Annotated in this window: 11 protein-coding genes and 2 pseudogenes; 7 read left to right on the plus strand and 6 right to left on the minus strand. The window is 68.9% G+C overall.

The window, feature by feature from the left end; genetic code table 11:
- Window positions 1-24: 24 nt before the first annotated feature.
- The 3 genes from hpnJ to FVA80_RS11360 all read left to right on the plus strand — a co-directional run bounded on the left by hpnJ (window position 25) and on the right by FVA80_RS11360 (window position 3627).
- The gene (gene hpnJ / locus FVA80_RS11350) at window positions 25-1458 is read left to right on the plus strand and encodes a hopanoid biosynthesis associated radical SAM protein HpnJ (RefSeq protein WP_147907983.1); all 1434 of its coding nucleotides are present in this window, start codon (window positions 25-27) and stop codon (window positions 1456-1458) included.
- 120 nt (window positions 1459-1578) lie between these two features.
- Window positions 1579-2421 (plus strand): hopanoid biosynthesis-associated protein HpnK, encoded by an 843-nt coding sequence (gene hpnK / locus FVA80_RS11355; protein ID WP_147907984.1) that lies wholly within the window; start codon window positions 1579-1581, stop codon window positions 2419-2421.
- 330 nt (window positions 2422-2751) lie between these two features.
- Window positions 2752-3627 carry a helix-turn-helix domain-containing GNAT family N-acetyltransferase gene (locus tag FVA80_RS11360; RefSeq protein WP_147907985.1) on the plus strand — a complete coding sequence of 292 codons (876 nt, stop codon included), beginning with the start codon at window positions 2752-2754 and terminating at the stop codon, window positions 3625-3627.
- A gap of 69 nt (window positions 3628-3696) precedes the next feature.
- Here FVA80_RS11360 and FVA80_RS11365 read toward each other — a convergent pair whose 3' ends face one another.
- Window positions 3697-6363: an MMPL family transporter gene (locus tag FVA80_RS11365; protein WP_147907986.1), complete on the minus strand. Its 2667-nt coding sequence runs from the start codon at window positions 6361-6363 to the stop codon at window positions 3697-3699.
- A gap of 659 nt (window positions 6364-7022) precedes the next feature.
- On the opposite strand from FVA80_RS11365, the gene hpnH reads away from it, so the two are divergent.
- Both hpnH and FVA80_RS11375 read left to right on the plus strand, forming a co-directional pair.
- Window positions 7023-8186: an adenosyl-hopene transferase HpnH gene (gene hpnH, locus FVA80_RS11370; RefSeq protein ID WP_147854312.1), complete on the plus strand. Its 1164-nt coding sequence runs from the start codon at window positions 7023-7025 to the stop codon at window positions 8184-8186.
- A gap of 311 nt (window positions 8187-8497) precedes the next feature.
- Window positions 8498-10120, plus strand: coding sequence for a cyclic nucleotide-binding domain-containing thioredoxin-disulfide reductase (locus FVA80_RS11375; protein ID WP_147907987.1), 1623 nt, complete (start codon window positions 8498-8500; stop codon window positions 10118-10120).
- Window positions 10121-10141: 21 nt separating this feature from the next.
- On the opposite strand, the gene FVA80_RS31235 is transcribed toward FVA80_RS11375, so the two are convergent.
- The 4 genes and pseudogenes from FVA80_RS31235 to FVA80_RS11390 form a co-directional block, all read right to left on the minus strand.
- A complete protein-coding gene (locus FVA80_RS31235; RefSeq protein WP_246692366.1) occupies window positions 10142-10333 on the minus strand; it encodes a hypothetical protein in 192 nt (63 codons plus the stop codon).
- Between the two features lie 89 nt (window positions 10334-10422).
- The gene (locus FVA80_RS11380) at window positions 10423-10944 is read right to left on the minus strand and encodes a hypothetical protein (RefSeq protein WP_246692367.1); all 522 of its coding nucleotides are present in this window, start codon (window positions 10942-10944) and stop codon (window positions 10423-10425) included.
- Between the two features lie 45 nt (window positions 10945-10989).
- Window positions 10990-11190 carry a hypothetical protein gene (locus FVA80_RS11385; protein WP_147907989.1) on the minus strand — a complete coding sequence of 67 codons (201 nt, stop codon included), beginning with the start codon at window positions 11188-11190 and terminating at the stop codon, window positions 10990-10992.
- Window positions 11187-12215, minus strand: a pseudogene (locus FVA80_RS11390) (hydantoinase/oxoprolinase family protein). The gene FVA80_RS11385 and the pseudogene FVA80_RS11390 overlap by 4 nt, the downstream one beginning before the upstream one ends.
- 27 nt (window positions 12216-12242) lie before the next feature.
- Here FVA80_RS11390 and FVA80_RS11395 point away from each other — a divergent pair.
- Window positions 12243-12940: pseudogene (locus FVA80_RS11395) on the plus strand (HisA/HisF-related TIM barrel protein).
- 69 nt (window positions 12941-13009) lie between these two features.
- Entirely contained in the window at window positions 13010-13612 is a 603-nt protein-coding gene (gene leuD, locus FVA80_RS11400) for a 3-isopropylmalate dehydratase small subunit (RefSeq protein ID WP_147909996.1), read from the plus strand.
- A 43-nt stretch (window positions 13613-13655) separates the two neighbouring features.
- Here leuD and FVA80_RS11405 read toward each other — a convergent pair whose 3' ends face one another.
- Window positions 13656-15182 (minus strand): CHASE3 domain-containing protein, encoded by a 1527-nt coding sequence (locus tag FVA80_RS11405; protein WP_246692368.1) that lies wholly within the window; start codon window positions 15180-15182, stop codon window positions 13656-13658.
- Window positions 15183-15642 lie beyond the last annotated feature (460 nt).

Here is a 15642-nt window from a genome sequence, read left to right on the forward strand (position 1 = left end):
CAACGCCCTGAGGCCTTGAACCCCATGCGCACGCTCTTCCTCCAGGCCCCCACCTTCGACGGTTTCGACGGCGGTGCCGGCTCCCGTTATCAAGCCAAGCGCGAGATCAAGTCGTTCTGGTACCCGACCTGGCTGGCCCAGCCGGCCGCCCTGGTGCCGAACTCGAAGCTGATCGACGCGCCCCCGCACAACATCAAGCTCGCCGAGATCGTTGCCCAGGCCAACGATTTCGACCTCGTGGTGCTCCACACCTCGGTGCCGTCGTTCAAGTCGGACGTGAAGACCGTCGAGGCGCTCAAGGCTGCCAACCCGAAGCTCAAGGCCGGCCTGATCGGCGCCAAGGTGGCGGTCGACGCCGCCGGCGCCATGGCCCAGGCGCCCTGCATCGATTTCTGCGCCCGCAACGAGTTCGACTTCACCGTCAAGGAAGTCGCCGACGGCACGCCGATGTCTGAGATCAAGGGCCTGTCCTATCGCGACGAGAACGGCGTCGTGGTCCATAACGAGGACCGCGAGATCATGACGGACATGGACCAGCTGCCGTTCGTCACCAGCGTCTACAAGCGCGATCTGCAGATGGAGAAGTACTTCATCGGCTACCTGAAGCACCCCTACATCTCGTTCTATTCCGGCCGGGGATGCAAGAGCCGCTGCACCTTCTGCCTGTGGCCGCAGACGGTCGGCGGGCACACCTACCGCACCCGCTCGGTCGCCCACGTGATCGAGGAGATCAAGTACTGCCTGAAGGAGTTCCCCCAGACCAAGGAGTTCTTCTTCGACGACGACACCTTCACCGACAACCTCCCGCGCGCGGAAGAGATCGCCCGCGAGCTGGGCAAGCTCGGCGTGACCTGGTCGTGCAACGCCAAGGCGAACGTGCCGCGCGAGACCCTGAAGGTGCTCAAGGAGAACGGCCTGCGCCTGCTGCTGGTCGGCTACGAGTCCGGCAACCAGCAGATCCTGAACAACATCAAGAAGGGCATGCGCGTCGAGGTGGCCGAGCGGTTCACCAAGGATTGCCACGACCTCGGCATCGCCATCCATGGCACCTTCATCGTGGGCCTGCCGGGCGAGACCAAGGAGACGATCCAGGAGACGATCGCCTTCGCCAAGCGGATCAACCCGCACACGATCCAGGCGTCGCTGGCCGCGCCGTATCCGGGCACGTTCCTGTACAAGCAGGCGGTGGAGAACGGCTGGCTCGACATCGAGAACGCCGAACTGGTCGATGAGAACGGCGTGCAGATCGCTCCGCTGCACTACCCGCACCTGTCGCATTCCGAAATCTTCGCGGCGGTGGAAGAGTTCTACCGGAAGTTCTACTTCCGCGCCCCGAAGATCGCCTCCATCGTCAGCGAGATGGTGCGCTCTCCCGACATGATGAAGCGCCGCCTGCGCGAGGGTGTGGAGTTCTACCGCTTCCTCAAGGAGCGTCAGGGCACCGCCAAGGCGGCGTAAGAACCGGGGTCCGGGGCCTGCGGCCCCGGCGGGTGCGGGGCAGCGCCCCGCACCCTCCCCAGGGCTCCGCCCTGGACCCGCGAGAGGGCTCGCCCTCTCGACACCCCTTACGAGGTCTTTGTGAAGCGTCTTGTCGTTACGGCCGACGATTTCGGGCTGAGCCTCGAAGTCAACGAGGCCGTCGAGCAGGCTCACCGTGAGGGGATCCTCACCGCGGCGAGCCTGATGGTCTCGGCGCCGGCCGCCGCCGACGCCGTGGCCCGGGCCAAGCGGATGCCGTCCCTGCGGGTCGGCCTCCATCTCGTGCTGGTGGAGGCCTGGCCGACCCTTCCGGCGGCGCAACTCCCCGACCTCACCGATGCGACCGGCCTGATGCGCGCCGACATGGCCCGCGTCGGCCTCGACCTCGCCCGGAAGCCAGCCGCCCGGCGTCAGCTCGCCGCCGAGATCGAGGCGCAGTTCGAAGCTTACCGGGCGAGCGGCCTAGCCCTCGACCACGTCAACGCCCACAAGCACTTCCACGTCCATCCGCTGATCGCCGGCGCGGTGCTGCGCATCGGCCGCGGCTACGACATGCGGGCGATCCGTGTGCCCCGCGAGCCTCGCGCGTTGCTCCGCCGGGCCGAGGCCAGCGCCCGGCCCCGGCCGGCCCTGGACATCGCCCCCTGGGCGGCCCTGCTCGCCGTGCGCGCCCGCCAAGCCGGCCTGCTGATCCCGGACCGGACCCTCGGCCTCGCTTGGTCCGGCGCGATGACGCCGGCCCGGGTCGCAGCGCTCCTGGCCCATCTCCCGGACGGCCTCACCGAATTGTACACGCACCCGGCCACGGAAGGTGGCTTTGCCGGCGAGGCGCCGGGCTACTTCTACGGCGCCGAGCGCGACGCGCTGATCGCCCCCGCCTCCCGGGCGGCCGCCGACGCGTCAGGGGCACTCAGGGGCGGGTTTTCGGACTTTTTGGGCTAGCCTTCGCGGTTTTATCCTCGAAGCGACCCGCCGGCGGATGGTCGCGTCGAGCATTGTTCACCGTGACGCGGCGTCGGCCTTCCACGAGGCATCGCGTTCGCAACATCCTGTCGAACGGAGCGCGTGTCGAGGGTATCGGATCGACGGCCGCGATGGTGTGCGCGGCCGTGACCGGAAGCATCCCGATCCCGACCGCCTCGAAGAACTCTGCCAACGTCCCGATCGGCATGCCGGGATCGCGCTTTCCGAGACGTGTCTTGGTCGCAATCTCCCAAAGGCTGGCGGCGCTCGCGATTGACGACGCCGATCGTCTGACTAAAGTCAGGTATCATGGCGCCCGACTCCATTGCCCGCTTCCGTCGCTTCGCCCGTGCCGTCACCGCGGAGGTCGGGGCCCTCGATAGTTCCTTCCTCGGCCGGGGACGTCCCCTTGGGGCGGCCCGTGTGGTCAACGCGATCGGCGCCGGACGGACCGATGTCGCCGAGATCCGCGCTTATCTCGACCTCGATTCGGGTCTGATGAGCCGCTTGCTGCGCAGCCTGGAAGAGGAGGGTCTTGTCGCCACCGAGCCCCATCCGGACGATGCCCGCCGCCGGGTCGCGCATCTGACCGAGGCCGGGCAGCGGGAATTCGTGGCCTACGAGGGCCTGTCCGACGCCCGCGCCTCGGCGGTGCTGACGCGGGCGCCCCGGGTGGAGGACCTTCTGCGCGCGATGGATCTCGTTGCCCTGATGCTCGGACGCGACAGGATCGCGATCACGGAGGTCGATCCCCGGGGCGAGGCCGCCCGCACCTGCCTGGAGGCGTACTACGCCGAACTCGCATCCCGATTGCGGACCGGGTTCGACGTCACCCTGTCGCGCGACCCGGAGGCGGCCGCGATGGTCCGGCCGCGCGGCGCGTTCCTGCTCGCGATGGCCGACGGTCTGCCAGTCGGCTGCGTCGCCCTGAAGGGGAGCGGCGGCCCGGTCGCCGAGGTCAAGCGGCTCTGGATCGACCCCGTCGCCCGGGGCCTCGGCGTGGCCGGACGGCTGATGCAGGCCGTCGAGGACAGGGCCCGTGCATTGTCGGTCACGGCGCTGCGCCTGGACACCAACAGTGCCCTGCCGGAGGCCCTGGCGCTCTACCGCAAGACGGGCTGGGTCGAGATCGAACGCTTCAACGACGACCCCTACCCCGACCGTTTCTTCGAAAAGGTGCTCTGACCGATCGAGAGCCCGGCGCGTCCCCGCACCGGGCTCTCGATCATGCGCCCCGTCCCTCGGAAGCAGACTCTACTTGGCGGGCACCGGATCCGAGAGGGCGGCGCTCTTCCGAAGCGCGGCCGCCGCGGCCTTCTCGCCCTCCGGGCGGTCGTCGTCGGCTTGCGTGGGCGGTTCGCCCAGGGTCGCCGGCACCACGAAGAACGCCGCGATCAGCGTGAAGAACAGCGACAGCGCCAGCAGCTTGCCCATGCTGGCCGTGCCCGGATGGCTCGACAGCACCAGGGACCCGAAGGCGCTGCCGGTGGTCAGCGCCGAGAAGAAGATCGCCCGGGTCAGGCTGGAGGCCAGCATGTCGGTGACGCCCGCCCGCCATGCGATCACGTAGTAGATGTGGAACGCGACGCCGACCGCGAGCATCAGCGGCAGGGCGATGATGTTGGCGAAGTTCAGCGGCATGCCGATGATGCGCAGGGCCATCAGGGTCCACAGGGTCGCGATCACCAGCGGGCCCAGGGTCATCGCCACGTCCCACGGCTTGCGGAGCGCCACGGACAGGATGACGAAGATCAGCACGAACGCCGTGATGGCCGCCTGAACGAAGGCGCCCAGGATCGTGTAGGTCGACCGCGTCGTCGCCACGGGTGCACCGGTGGCGTGGGGGGCGACCTTCAGCACCTCGTCCGAGAAGGTCCGCAGCACCTCGTCGTCGTTCGAATCGCCCTTGGGATGCACCTCGATGCGGGCGCGCCCGTCCGCTGCGACCCAATCTGCCTTGAGCTGGGGCGGCAGGTTGTCGAGCGTGATCCTCTCCGGATGGAGCAGGTCGCGCAGCCGCTGGAGCAGCGGGACGAGGTCCTTCGTGAGGGCGACCGAGGCTGCCTCGCGCATCTGAACCGGCCCACCGGCGAGCGTGTCGAGGGTGCCGGCAAGCTGCTTGGCGGTCTGCACGCCCGCGGCCCCGCCCTTCCCGTCGCCCGCCACGCCGTTCAGCGCCGTGGCGGCATCCTTGAGCGCCTTGACGTTCTCGGCATCGGTCGGCGGCGGCGGCTTGCGGCCCGGATTGAGCACCGGATCGAGCAGCTGCGCCGTGTCGGCGATGGAAGCGAGCTTCTTGTCCTGGTCCCGCGGCACGAAGGTGTCGATGCTGTTGATCGACGAGGTCACCGGCAGCGCCGCCAGCGTCTTCGTGAGGCCCGGCACCGCGTCCACGTTGGGGGCTAGCACGTCGATGAGGTTCGGGCTGGTCTCGGGGTTCTTGATCAGGTCGAGATAGGTGGCGATCGACTCGGTCTTGGTGCTGCGCAGGTGCATCGGGTTCGAGTCGAACGGCAGGTGCCAGAGCAGCGGCGCGCCGGCCAGGGTCACGAGGCCCACCGCGATCAGGATCGGCTTGCGCTTGCGGATGATCCACGGATCGACGCCGACCAGCCATTCGGTCTGCACCGCGGCCTTCTCACCTTTGGGCTTGAACACCGCGATCAGCGCCGGCAGCAGGGTCAGGGAGAACAGGAAGGCCACGACCATGCCGACGCCGGCGATCAGGCCCAGCTCCGAGACGCCCCGGAACGCGGTCGGCAGGAACGCGAAGAAGCCCGCCACCAGCGATACGGCGGCCAGCGTCAGCGACCAGCCGACCCCGCGGGCGGCGGCCCGGATCGCGCTCTGGAGCGTCGGCTGCTCGTAGCGGTCGGCCCGGTAGCGCACCGAGAACTGGATGCCGAAATCGATGCCGAGTCCGACGAACAGGGCCGCGAACGCCACCGAGATCGGGTTCAGCTCCTTGACCATGACGAGGCCGAGGGCGGCGGTGACGATGAGGCCCGCGAAGGTCGTGATCAGCACCGCGCCGACGAGCTTGCCGGAGCGCAGGGCCAGCCACAGGAACAGCACGATCGCGCCGACGATGATGCTGTTGTTGAGGGCGGCGTCCTCCGAAAGCGTCGCGAACTCCTCGTCCGCCACCGCCACCGTGCCGGTGAGCCGCATGCGCAGGCCATTCTCGGCGTTGATCTTGAGATCCTGCGCCACGTTGCGGATCAGCTTGGTCGCTTGGTAGCCGGGCTCCAGCGCGTTGAAGTCCAGCACCGGCTGGATCATCACGAACTTCATCTTGTCCGTGACACTGCTCTCGCCGTTGGCCAGCAGCTCCTGCCAGGACATCCGGGCGGGCTTGCCGTCCAGAACCTTCCGCAGGGTCGCATCGATCTGCCCCATGGGCTTGTCGAGGTCTTCGAGCTTGGCGTCTCCGGTCTTCACGCCCCGCGCGCCGAGCGACAGCACCCGCATCACGCCGCGCAGGGACGGGTCGGCCGCAAGCGGGCCGAGCAGGCCCTGCTGCTGGGTCAACTCCTCCAGCGTCTTGTCGAGCTGGGCCTGGGGCATCAGCAGCAGGCCGTTCTTGTCGAAGAACGGGCCGCCGTCGGGCCGGTAGACGGTCTCGATCAGGTTCTTGTGGGCGCTCAGCGCCTTGGCCAGGTTGGCGGCCGCCTCCTCGGTCTCCTCGGGCGTCTCGCCGTTGATCACCGCCACGAGGGTGTTGCCGCGCTGCGGGAACGCCTTCTCGAAGTTGATCTCGTCCTGGCGCCAGGGCTCCTTGGGATCGATCAGCCGCTCGACATCGGTGTTGATGCGGAACAGATGCGCCGCAACCCCGAGGCTCGCGACCGTGACGAACGCCATCAGGGCGATCACGATCCACCGATACCGCACCGAGAACGCGACGAGACCTTCGATCACGAGCACCCTGCCTGTTCGCCCCGGACGCGCCCCATGCGCGACCGGCTCATCCCAAATGCCCCGGCCGGATCGGCCCGACCAGCTTCGAAGACCCGCCGGGCTCGACGGGCCGCGTGAAGTCCGGCCCGAGATACGCCCCGAGGTCCGTGCGCGCGCAGCTGAGCCGCACAAGCAACCTTCGCGTTCGGGGAACGCCGCACCGCCCGATCTGGTCGCGCCGCGGGCGCGCGCAAGTCGAACCGGTCCGATGCGGGCCCGCGCGCAGCCGCTCGGTACGGGCCACCCCTTGCATCGCGGCCACAGGGCTCAGTAAAGAGGGCGATCCCAGATTGCAACGCGAAGGCCGGGGCTCGGTCTTCGCCTGGGCGGATGTGCGATACCGCACTGCAATCTTGGGATCGGGATCAAAATCTTGGGATTTCGGTCGCATTGCGGACGCATTGCGCGTGCTGTCCTCAACCGTCGGGCGATCCCATCCGTCCTCCCTGCCGATCGCCGCCCATGTGGCGCGGTTGCGTCAGGAACAGAATAAGTCGTCATGGTCCCGCCGAAACGGGATCATTTCAGATTAGTTCCAAGCTAGAGCGCTGGAATTCGTGTTTTTTTCGCGGTAAGCACCCCGATCGCCCCGGGGCCGACGCAGTCAAGGAGCCGCAATCTTGGGTATCCCCCTCCGGTACGTCGCGAAGATCGGCGGCTACATCCTCAAGCAGCACCTCACGGGCCGCAAGCGCTACCCGCTTGTGATGATGATGGAACCTCTGTTCCGCTGCAATCTCGCATGCGCCGGCTGCGGCAAGATCGATTACCCGGACGAGATCCTCAACAAGCGTCTCCCGGTTGCCGACGCGCTTGAGTCGGTCCGCGAGTGCGGTGCACCCGTGGTGGTGATCGCCGGCGGCGAGCCGCTGCTGCACAAGGATCTGCCGCAGATCGTGCAAGGCATTATCGACCAGAAGAAGTTCGCGATCGTCTGCACGAACGCGCTTCTGCTCGAGAAGAAGATCAAGGACTACAAGCCCAGCCCGTACTTCACCTGGTCGATCCACCTGGACGGCGACCAGTCGATGCACGACCAGTCGGTGTGCCAGCGCGGCGTCTACGACAAGGCAGTCGCGGCCATCGCCAAGGCCAAGGAGATGGGCTTCCGGGTCACCATCAACTGCACCTTCTTCAACAATTCCTCGCCCGAGAAGATCGCCGACTTCTTCGACAGCGTGACCCGGATGGGCATCGACGGCATCACCGTCTCCCCCGGCTACGCCTACGAGCGCGCCCCCGACCAGAAGCACTTCCTGAACCGGAAGGCGACCAAGGAGCTGTTCCGCGGCGTGTTCCGTCACGGCAAGGAGAAGGGCCGCGAGAAGTGGACCTTCCAGCAGTCGGGCCTGTTCCTCGACTTCCTGGCCGGGAACCAGACCTACCATTGCACGCCTTGGGGCAACCCGACCCGCACCGTGTTCGGCTGGCAGAAGCCCTGCTACCTGCTCGGTGAGGGCTACGCGGCGACCTTCAAGGAGTTGATGGAAGAGACCGACTGGGATTCCTACGGCACCGGCAACTACGAAAAGTGCGCCGACTGCATGGTCCACTCGGGCTACGAGGCCTCCTCGGTGGTCGATTCGGTCCGCAAGCCCTGGAAGCCGCTCGTTCACGCGATCCGCGGCATCAAGACCGACGGTGCGATGGCCCCCGAGGTCAGCCTGGAGAACCAGCGCCCGGCCGAGTTCGTGTTCTCGCGCAACGTCGCCCAGAAGCTGTCCGAGATCAAAGCGGCCGGCGTCGATACCAAGCAGGAAGCCCGCAAGCGCACGGCCGCCTGACCCACCGGTATCGGAGTGTTCTCGAAAGACCCGCGGCCCCACGGCCGCGGGTCTTCTCGTTTTGGAGACTGCGGTCACCGGCACGCTGTGACCGGGCATGACCAGGCGGGCCGAGCCCGTCGCGCGTTTGGGCGAAGGCCCTCGGATCGGATGGGCCAGGCCGGTCAAGCTTGACCTTGGACAATCCTTCGTTGCACCTCGGGCGGATATTCGCCCGCACAGGTCGCGAAGACGAACCCGCCCCTGGAACGGGTCCTCGTCCCCCGTGGCCGACCGGGCGTCACGGCGGCAGAAGTGCGAGGGAGCAGGCCATGGAAACGATCGGCCCGGATCTGCGCGTGATGCAGCGCGTCCCCCTCGCGGCCTCGCATGTCGCCGCGATCAGAGCCGTGGGAGTCCCGCGGCATTACCCGGCCGGGACCGTCCTGGTTCGCGCCGGCGAGCCGGCGGACCGCTTCGTCTATGTCGAGGACGGCGAGATCGAGGTGGTGAACCCGTTCACGGACGAGCGCCACCTGCCCTCGACCCTGGGGCCGACGCAGTTCATGGGCGAGATCTCCTTCCTCAACGGCGGCAGCTGGTCGATGCCGATGCGGACGGTCACCGATACGGATGTGATTGAGGTGCCGCGGGCCGCGATGCTGCGTCTGATGGCCGAGATCCCCGAGATGTCGGACATCGTCATCACGGTCTTGGCGGCACGGCGGCGGCGGCAGCTCGATTCGCGCGACGGCACGCTCGTCCTGATCGGCGAGGACGACGACCGGGCGGTCCGGCGGATCGCGGAGTTCGCCAGCCGCAACCGCCTGCCCTATCGGTCCTACGCGCTCGGCAGTCCGGAGGCCGCGGGTGTCGCCACGACCTGTTCGGTTCCCGCCGACCGGCCGGCCGTGATCTTCGGCCGGAACAACGTCGTCGCAGACCCGACGCCCGACAAGGTCGCGCAGCTGTTCGGCCTGAACTACAACCTGATCGACGACGAGGCTTTCGACGTGCTGATCGTCGGCGGCGGTCCAGCCGGCGTGGCGGCGGGCGTCTATGCGGGCGCCGAGGGGCTGCGCGCCCTGGTGGTCGAAGACGTCGCGATCGGCGGGCAGGCCGGCACGTCGAGCCGGATCGAGAACTACATGGGGTTTCCGACCGGGATCTCCGGGGCCGATCTGGTCTGGCGCGGCGAAGTCCAGGCGATGAAGTTCGGCACGCGGTTCGCGATGCCTCGGCGCGTGGCGAAGCTCGAGCGCCTCGACGACGACGCGTACTGCGCGACCTTCGACAACGGCCAGCGGGTGCGTGGCCAGGCCGTGGTCGTGGCGACCGGCGTCCAGTACCGACGCCTGCCGATCGATCGCCTGGAGGCATTCGAGGGGGCGGGCGTCTATTATGCGGCCACCGAAATCGAGGCCCGCTATTGCAAGAACACTGAGACCGTCATTGTCGGTGGCGGCAACTCGGCCGGGCAGGCGGCGATGTTCCTCAGCCGCTCCGCCCGGCATGTCCGGCTTCTGGTCCGCGGGCCGTCGCTGGCAACCTCGATGTCGCGCTACCTGTCGAGCCGCCTGGAGGCGGATCCGGCCATCACGATCGAGTACGGCGCCGAGCTCAGCGCGCTACATGGGGAGGACGCCCTCGACGCGGTGTCGATCCGCACCATCGCCGACGGGACGGTCCGGACGATCCAGACCTGCGCGGTGTTCGTCATGGTGGGGGCGGCCCCCAATACCAGCTGGCTGTCCGGCCTCGTCGAACTCGATCGCAACGGCTTTGTCCTGACCGGGGAAGCCGTCGGCGCCGGCTCGCCCTATGCCACGTCGCAACCGGGCATCTTCGCGGTCGGCGACGTGCGCGCCGCGTCCGTGAAGCGCGTCGCATCGTCGGTCGGCGAGGGATCGGTCGTCATTTCGAAGGTCTGGGATTACGTCCAGGAACACGGGTGACCCCGCCTCGACCCGGTCCGATCAGGCCGGCCGGGCCGCGGCCGAACGCTTGGCGCGTCGGCGGCGCCCCACGATCAGCCACGGCAGCACGCAGGCCGCCGACACCGCGATCGACACCGCGTAGGCCGTGACCAGCCCGGTCTGCCCGAGCGACAGGTGCACGCACCCATAAAAGGCCAGCACGCCGAAGGCGCCCTGGGCGCTGCCGCGCACCACGTCGAGGGAGGCGCGGACGCCGTCCTGGAACCGGGCGAAGGCGATCAGCGGCCAGGAGATGATCGGGATCGGCGCCAGCAGGCCGCTCAGGCCGGAGCCGAGATACGGCGCGAGGTTGGAGACCAGCAGGACCAGCGCGGTCGCGGCCGCGAGGCGCCGGCATGTCCCACCGCGGCGGATCGGGCGCGCCGGCGGGCGCGGGTCCGGCGGGCGGTGGGCAGAGCGCCACGCATCCAGGCCATGGCTGGCAGGTCGATCGCCGCCGCGAACCATAGCCCGGGCCGGATCAGCCCGTGCAGCACGAGACCGCCGAGGACGAAGGCCGACAGGGCGGCGCAGAGGGCCGCGACCGGGCCCATCCGGGGGGCGCAGACCACGTAGGCGAGATAGCAGAGCGTGACCGCCCCCAGCCCCTCCGCCGAGCCGACGGCGGCATCGGCCGCGAAGGTCTTGCCCTGCTCGAGCGCGAGGTAGATCGAGATCGGCGCCGAGGTGAGCGGCAGGCCCGACAGCAGGCCGCCGACCAGGCTGCCCCACCGGCGGGCCGCCGCCGACACGGCCCACATCAGGGCCGGGGTGATGGCGATCTTGGCGGCGATCAGGCTCATGCCGGTCTCATGCCGGTCGCATGGCCGGTCTCGACCCGCCGACCCTCAAGCCGCCTCCGGCGGTTCGCCATCCTCCGGCTCCACGGGCGAGTTCAGCATGTCCTCCAATTCGTCCACCAGCCGATCGATCTGATCCTCGGTGGCGAGCACCTTCAGGACCTCACCGGTCTCGGTTTCCACGGCCAGTTCGATATGCGGCCCGACCCGGCTGGTCAGAACCCGGGCCAGGATCTTGATGGCGCTCATGCGAATGCGTCCTCCGAGGCGATGAGGCCGACGGCGACCGCCGGCCCGCAGGTCGAGATCCAGTCGAGCTCTCCGGCGATCCGGCCGCGCAGCAGGCTCACCAGCGGGATGGTCGGCCGCCCGAGCCGCGCGGCGAGGCGCGGGCCCAGGGCGCCGGCGCCGCACGCGATGAGCGGCGCCCCTGGTGAGATCGGACCGGCTCAGCAGGGTGGCGGCGTCGTGCAGCAGCCGCAGCTGCGCCTCGGCGAAGTGGCCCGCCAGCAGCGCCCAGGCCTCGGTTCTCCTCGCGGTCCCGCCCGACGATTCGGGCGAGCCGCGTCTCGCTCTCGGCGACGGACTTGCCCTTGCGATCGCCGCTGGCCTGCTGGTCGGCCCCCTCGGGCAGCAGCCCCAGGATCCGGTAGACGTCGGCCATGTGGGAGAACGTCTCGGTCATCAGCCGGGTGCGGCGACCGCCGAAGGGGGCGTGGTCGGCGAGCGCGATCACCGGGGTGCGGACGATCCCGGTATAGACGAGCTCCCCGGTTTCCAGGCGCTCGGCGTCGCTGTAGCCGGCGGCCGCCGGGCGGCCGGCGACGATCGGGATCAGGTCGGCAGTGGTCGAGCCGACATCGATCAGGAGCGCGTCCGGCGCATGCTGCCCGGCGAGCGCCGCCGTGGCGTGCCAATTGGCCGAGGCGACGTCCGCGAAAACCTCCGCTGCCGCGTTCGGGGCCACGAGGCCTGAGCGGCCGGCGAATCCGCACCGGGCCGGCGAGGTGCCGCTCGGCCCAGCCCGAGAGCGCTGCCACGCCTTCCCGGCGGCCGGCGAAGCAGTCGGTCAACTCGCCCGTCATGGTGACCGCGTGCCGGGCCTCGCCGCGCGCCCAGTCGGGCAAGGTCGCCAGGGACCCGTCCAGGGCCGGGACGCCCTGCCAGAGCGGGCACGGGACCTGGGCCGCCGCCACGACCCGGCCATCCTCGACCAGCGCGGCCTTGACGTGGACCCCACCGAGGTCCCACCCGATCTGCTTTGGGACTGGCATGGGCATATGACCGCGACGCGCGCCTCGATGGATGACGGACTCGGGCGCCCCGGCTTCGCGGTGATCCCGGTGCTCGACCTGCGCGGCGGCCGCGTGGTGCGGGCGCGCCGCGGCGAGCGCTCCTCCTATGCCCCGATCGAGACGCCCTTGGCAAAGGGCTCCGCGCCCGATGCGATCGCGCGCGGTCTTCTCGACGCGTGGCCCGCCCAAACGCTTTACGTCGCCGATCTCGACGCGATCATCGACGGGATCAGGCCGGACCTCCGGGCCCTGGAGGCGATCGCCCGCGCATGCCCGGGACTCGGCCTGTGGGTCGATGCGGGCTTTTCCGAATCGGCGGGCGTCGCGGCGTTCCTCGCCGCCGGCCTCGGGCGGCCCGTGATCGGCAGCGAGAGCCAGCACGATACCGGGCTCGTCACCGATCTCGGCGAACGCGCCGTGCTGTCCCTCGATACGCGCGGATCCGAGCGCCTCGGCCCGGCCGCGCTCCACGACGATCCGGGCTCTGGCCGCCGGACGTGATCGCGATGACGCTGGCCCGGGCGGCGCCGGTGGCCCGACCTCGACGCGCTCCGGCCGTGGCTCGGCCGCCGGGTCTACGCGGCCGGCGGGTGCGCGGGCGGACGACCTGCGGGCCCTGCGCGGCCGGGATCGCCGGGGCGCTGGTCGCCTCGGCGCTCCACGACGGCACCCTGCGGAGCGCCGAGGCCGGGGATCTGGCCTGACGCTTCCGACCCGCCGCCGAGGCTGCTAAACCGGCGCCAGACCGTGCCTTCACCAAGAGCCTGCAGACGATGGAAAAATTCACCACGCTGGAGGGCGTCGCGGCGCCCATGCGGATCATCAACGTCGACACCGACCGGATCATCCCGAAGCAGTACCTGAAGACGATCAAGCGGACCGGCCTGGGCAAGGGCCTGTTCGCCGAGATGCGCTACAAGGACGACGGCTCCGAAAACCCGGACTTCGTGCTCAACAAGCCGGCCTACCGGAACGCGAAGATCCTGGTGTGCGGCGACAATTTCGGCTGCGGCTCGTCCCGGGAGCACGCCCCCTGGGCGCTGGCCGATTTCGGCATCCGCTGCGTGATCTCCACGAGCTTCGCCGACATCTTCTTCAACAACTGCGCGAAGAACGGCATCCTGGCGATCACGGTCGCTCCGGACGACCTTGAGAAGCTGTTCGAGGACGCCGAGCGCGGCTCGAACGCGACCCTGTCGGTCGATCTCGACGCCCAGACCATCAAAGGGCCGGACGGCGGCACCCTGCATTTCGACATCGACGGCGGCCTCAAGCACAGCCTGCTCAACGGCCTCGACGAGATCGGCCTGACCCTGCAGCGCGCCGCCGCGATCGACGCCTACGAGCAGAAGCTCGCCGCTCGGGAATGGGCCTGAGCGGGCGACGCGAAAGCTCTCGCACGTCTGAGCGGACCTCCGCTTAGGCCGCCTTCACGTCCGCCAGGAACGTCGCGACCGCGCGGGTGAGGTCGTTCGAGTTCTGGGAGAGGCCGCGCGCTGCGCCCAGCACCTGGGTCGCCGCGGAGCCGGTCTCGCCGGCGGCGCGCTTGACGTCGACGATGTTGCCGGTGACCCGCTCGGTCCCGGAGGCGGCCTGCTGGACGTTGCGGGCGATCTCCTGGGTGGCCGCCCCCTGCTCCTCGATCGCGGCCGCGATCGCGGTGGAGCTGGTGGCGATCTCGCCGACGATGCGGGCGATCGACCGGATCGCCGAGACCGCGTGGCCGGTGGCCGTCTGGATCGCGCCGATCTGCGCGCCGATCTCCTCGGTGGCGCGGGTGGTCTGGCCGGCCAGCTCCTTGACCTCGCTGGCGACCACCGCGAAGCCGCGGCCGGCATCGCCGGCCCGGGCGGCCTCGATGGTGGCGTTGAGCGCCAGCAGGTTGGTCTGCCCGGCGATCTGCGAGATCAACGCGATGACGCTGCCGATCTTCTCCGCGCTCTCGGCGAGCACCTGTACGGCCCCGTCGGTCTGGATCGCCTCGTCGGAGGCCGCGCTCGCGGCCTGGGCCGCCCGGGTGACCTGGCTGTTGATCTCCCGGATCGAGATCGACAGCTCCTCGGTGGCGGCGGCCACCGTCTGCACGTTCGAGGAGGCCTGCTCGGCGGCGCCCGCCACCGTCTGCGCCTGCGCGTCGGTCTCTTCGGCGATGCCGGTCATCGACTGCGCCGTCGCTTCGAGTTCGGTGGCGGCCCCGGCCATGGCTTGGGTGAGGCCGGACACCTCGGTCTCGAACCGCGTCACCACGGCGTCGAGATGGGCGGCGCGGCGGGCCTTGGCATCCGCTTCCCGGGCGGTCGCGGCGTCGCCTGACCGCTTGGCGATCAGCGCGGCCTTGAACACCTCGACCGCCGCCGCCATGCCGCCGATCTCGTCGCGCCGGTCGCTGCTCGGGACGGTGACGTCGAGATTGTCCCGGGCCAGCTCCCCCATCACCAGCGTCATCGTGCGCGTCGGGATGGCGATGAGCTTGGTCAGCAGGAAGGCGCCCGCGATGGCGGTCGCCAGGAGGGCGACGAGGGACAGCAGCGTAGCCGCGTAGGATGTCGAGAAGGCGTCGGCCTCGTCGGCCTGCCGGGCCGTCAGCAGGGTGCGCTCGGTCGCCTCGATCTCCCCACCCTTGGCGCGAATGGCGTCCATGAGCGCCCGGCCGGCGCCGCCCCCCACGCGTGCGCGGGCCTCCGCCTGGGTACTCGGCTGACCCATCAGGCCGATCTCCGGCTCGGCGATGTCGGCCTGCCAGCGCTTCGCCAGGGTCTCGACCTCGGCGATGCGGGCCTGCTGCGCCGGATTGTCCGATGTCAGCGTCCGAAGCCGCTGTAGATTCGCGTCGAAGGCCTGCGTGCCGCTGCGATACGGCGCGAGGAACGCCGGGTCTGCGGTCACCAGATAGCCCCGCAGGCCGGTCTCGCGATCGACCATCGTGGTGATCAGGGACGCGTTCACGTTCAGGACGTCGTAGGTATGCTCCGACCATCCAATCGACGATTGGATGAACGATAGTTTCCGATGATTGATAACCGCGCTTACCAGCGCGATAATTATTAAAACAGCGAATGAACCAACGACTTTCTTCGCAATCGATAGATCTACCAGGCGCATGGTCCAGATTTCCTGCCGTCGTCCAAAAACTGATTCCGTCTTATATGAACAGTCGTGGGTTAATAAGTTGCCGTCAAGAATCACATCGTTCCGAGCGGATTGCCGATTGAATAGGCGGGAATATTCTAATATATTGCTGCATTTGTGAAGTATTAGAAGATATTAATTAGCAACAACCAAGGCATCGATTGTCGGAAAACTAAAGCCGCCGCCAAATCTATTTCCGTACTGACACCGCGACCGGACGATTGAATTTCACGGTCCGGACTTCGGGCGCAGCGCGGCGGCGTCCGGGCCCGTCGGG

The sequence above is a fragment of the Methylobacterium sp. WL1 genome, assembly GCF_008000895.1.
Lineage (GTDB): Bacteria > Pseudomonadota > Alphaproteobacteria > Rhizobiales > Beijerinckiaceae > Methylobacterium.

Excerpts from the sequence above, each read along its gene's own strand:
- hpnJ (WP_147907983.1), top strand. The coding sequence starts at position 25 with ATGCGCACGCTCTTCCTCCAGGCCCCCACCTTCGACGGTTTCGACGGC.
- FVA80_RS11360 (WP_147907985.1), top strand. The coding sequence starts at position 2,752 with ATGGCGCCCGACTCCATTGCCCGCTTCCGTCGCTTCGCCCGTGCCGTC.
- FVA80_RS11375 (WP_147907987.1), top strand. The coding sequence starts at position 8,498 with ATGGAAACGATCGGCCCGGATCTGCGCGTGATGCAGCGCGTCCCCCTC.
- FVA80_RS11380 (WP_246692367.1), bottom strand. The coding sequence starts at position 10,944 with ATGAGCCTGATCGCCGCCAAGATCGCCATCACCCCGGCCCTGATGTGG.
- FVA80_RS11385 (WP_147907989.1), bottom strand. The coding sequence starts at position 11,190 with ATGAGCGCCATCAAGATCCTGGCCCGGGTTCTGACCAGCCGGGTCGGG.
- leuD (WP_147909996.1), top strand. The coding sequence starts at position 13,010 with ATGGAAAAATTCACCACGCTGGAGGGCGTCGCGGCGCCCATGCGGATC.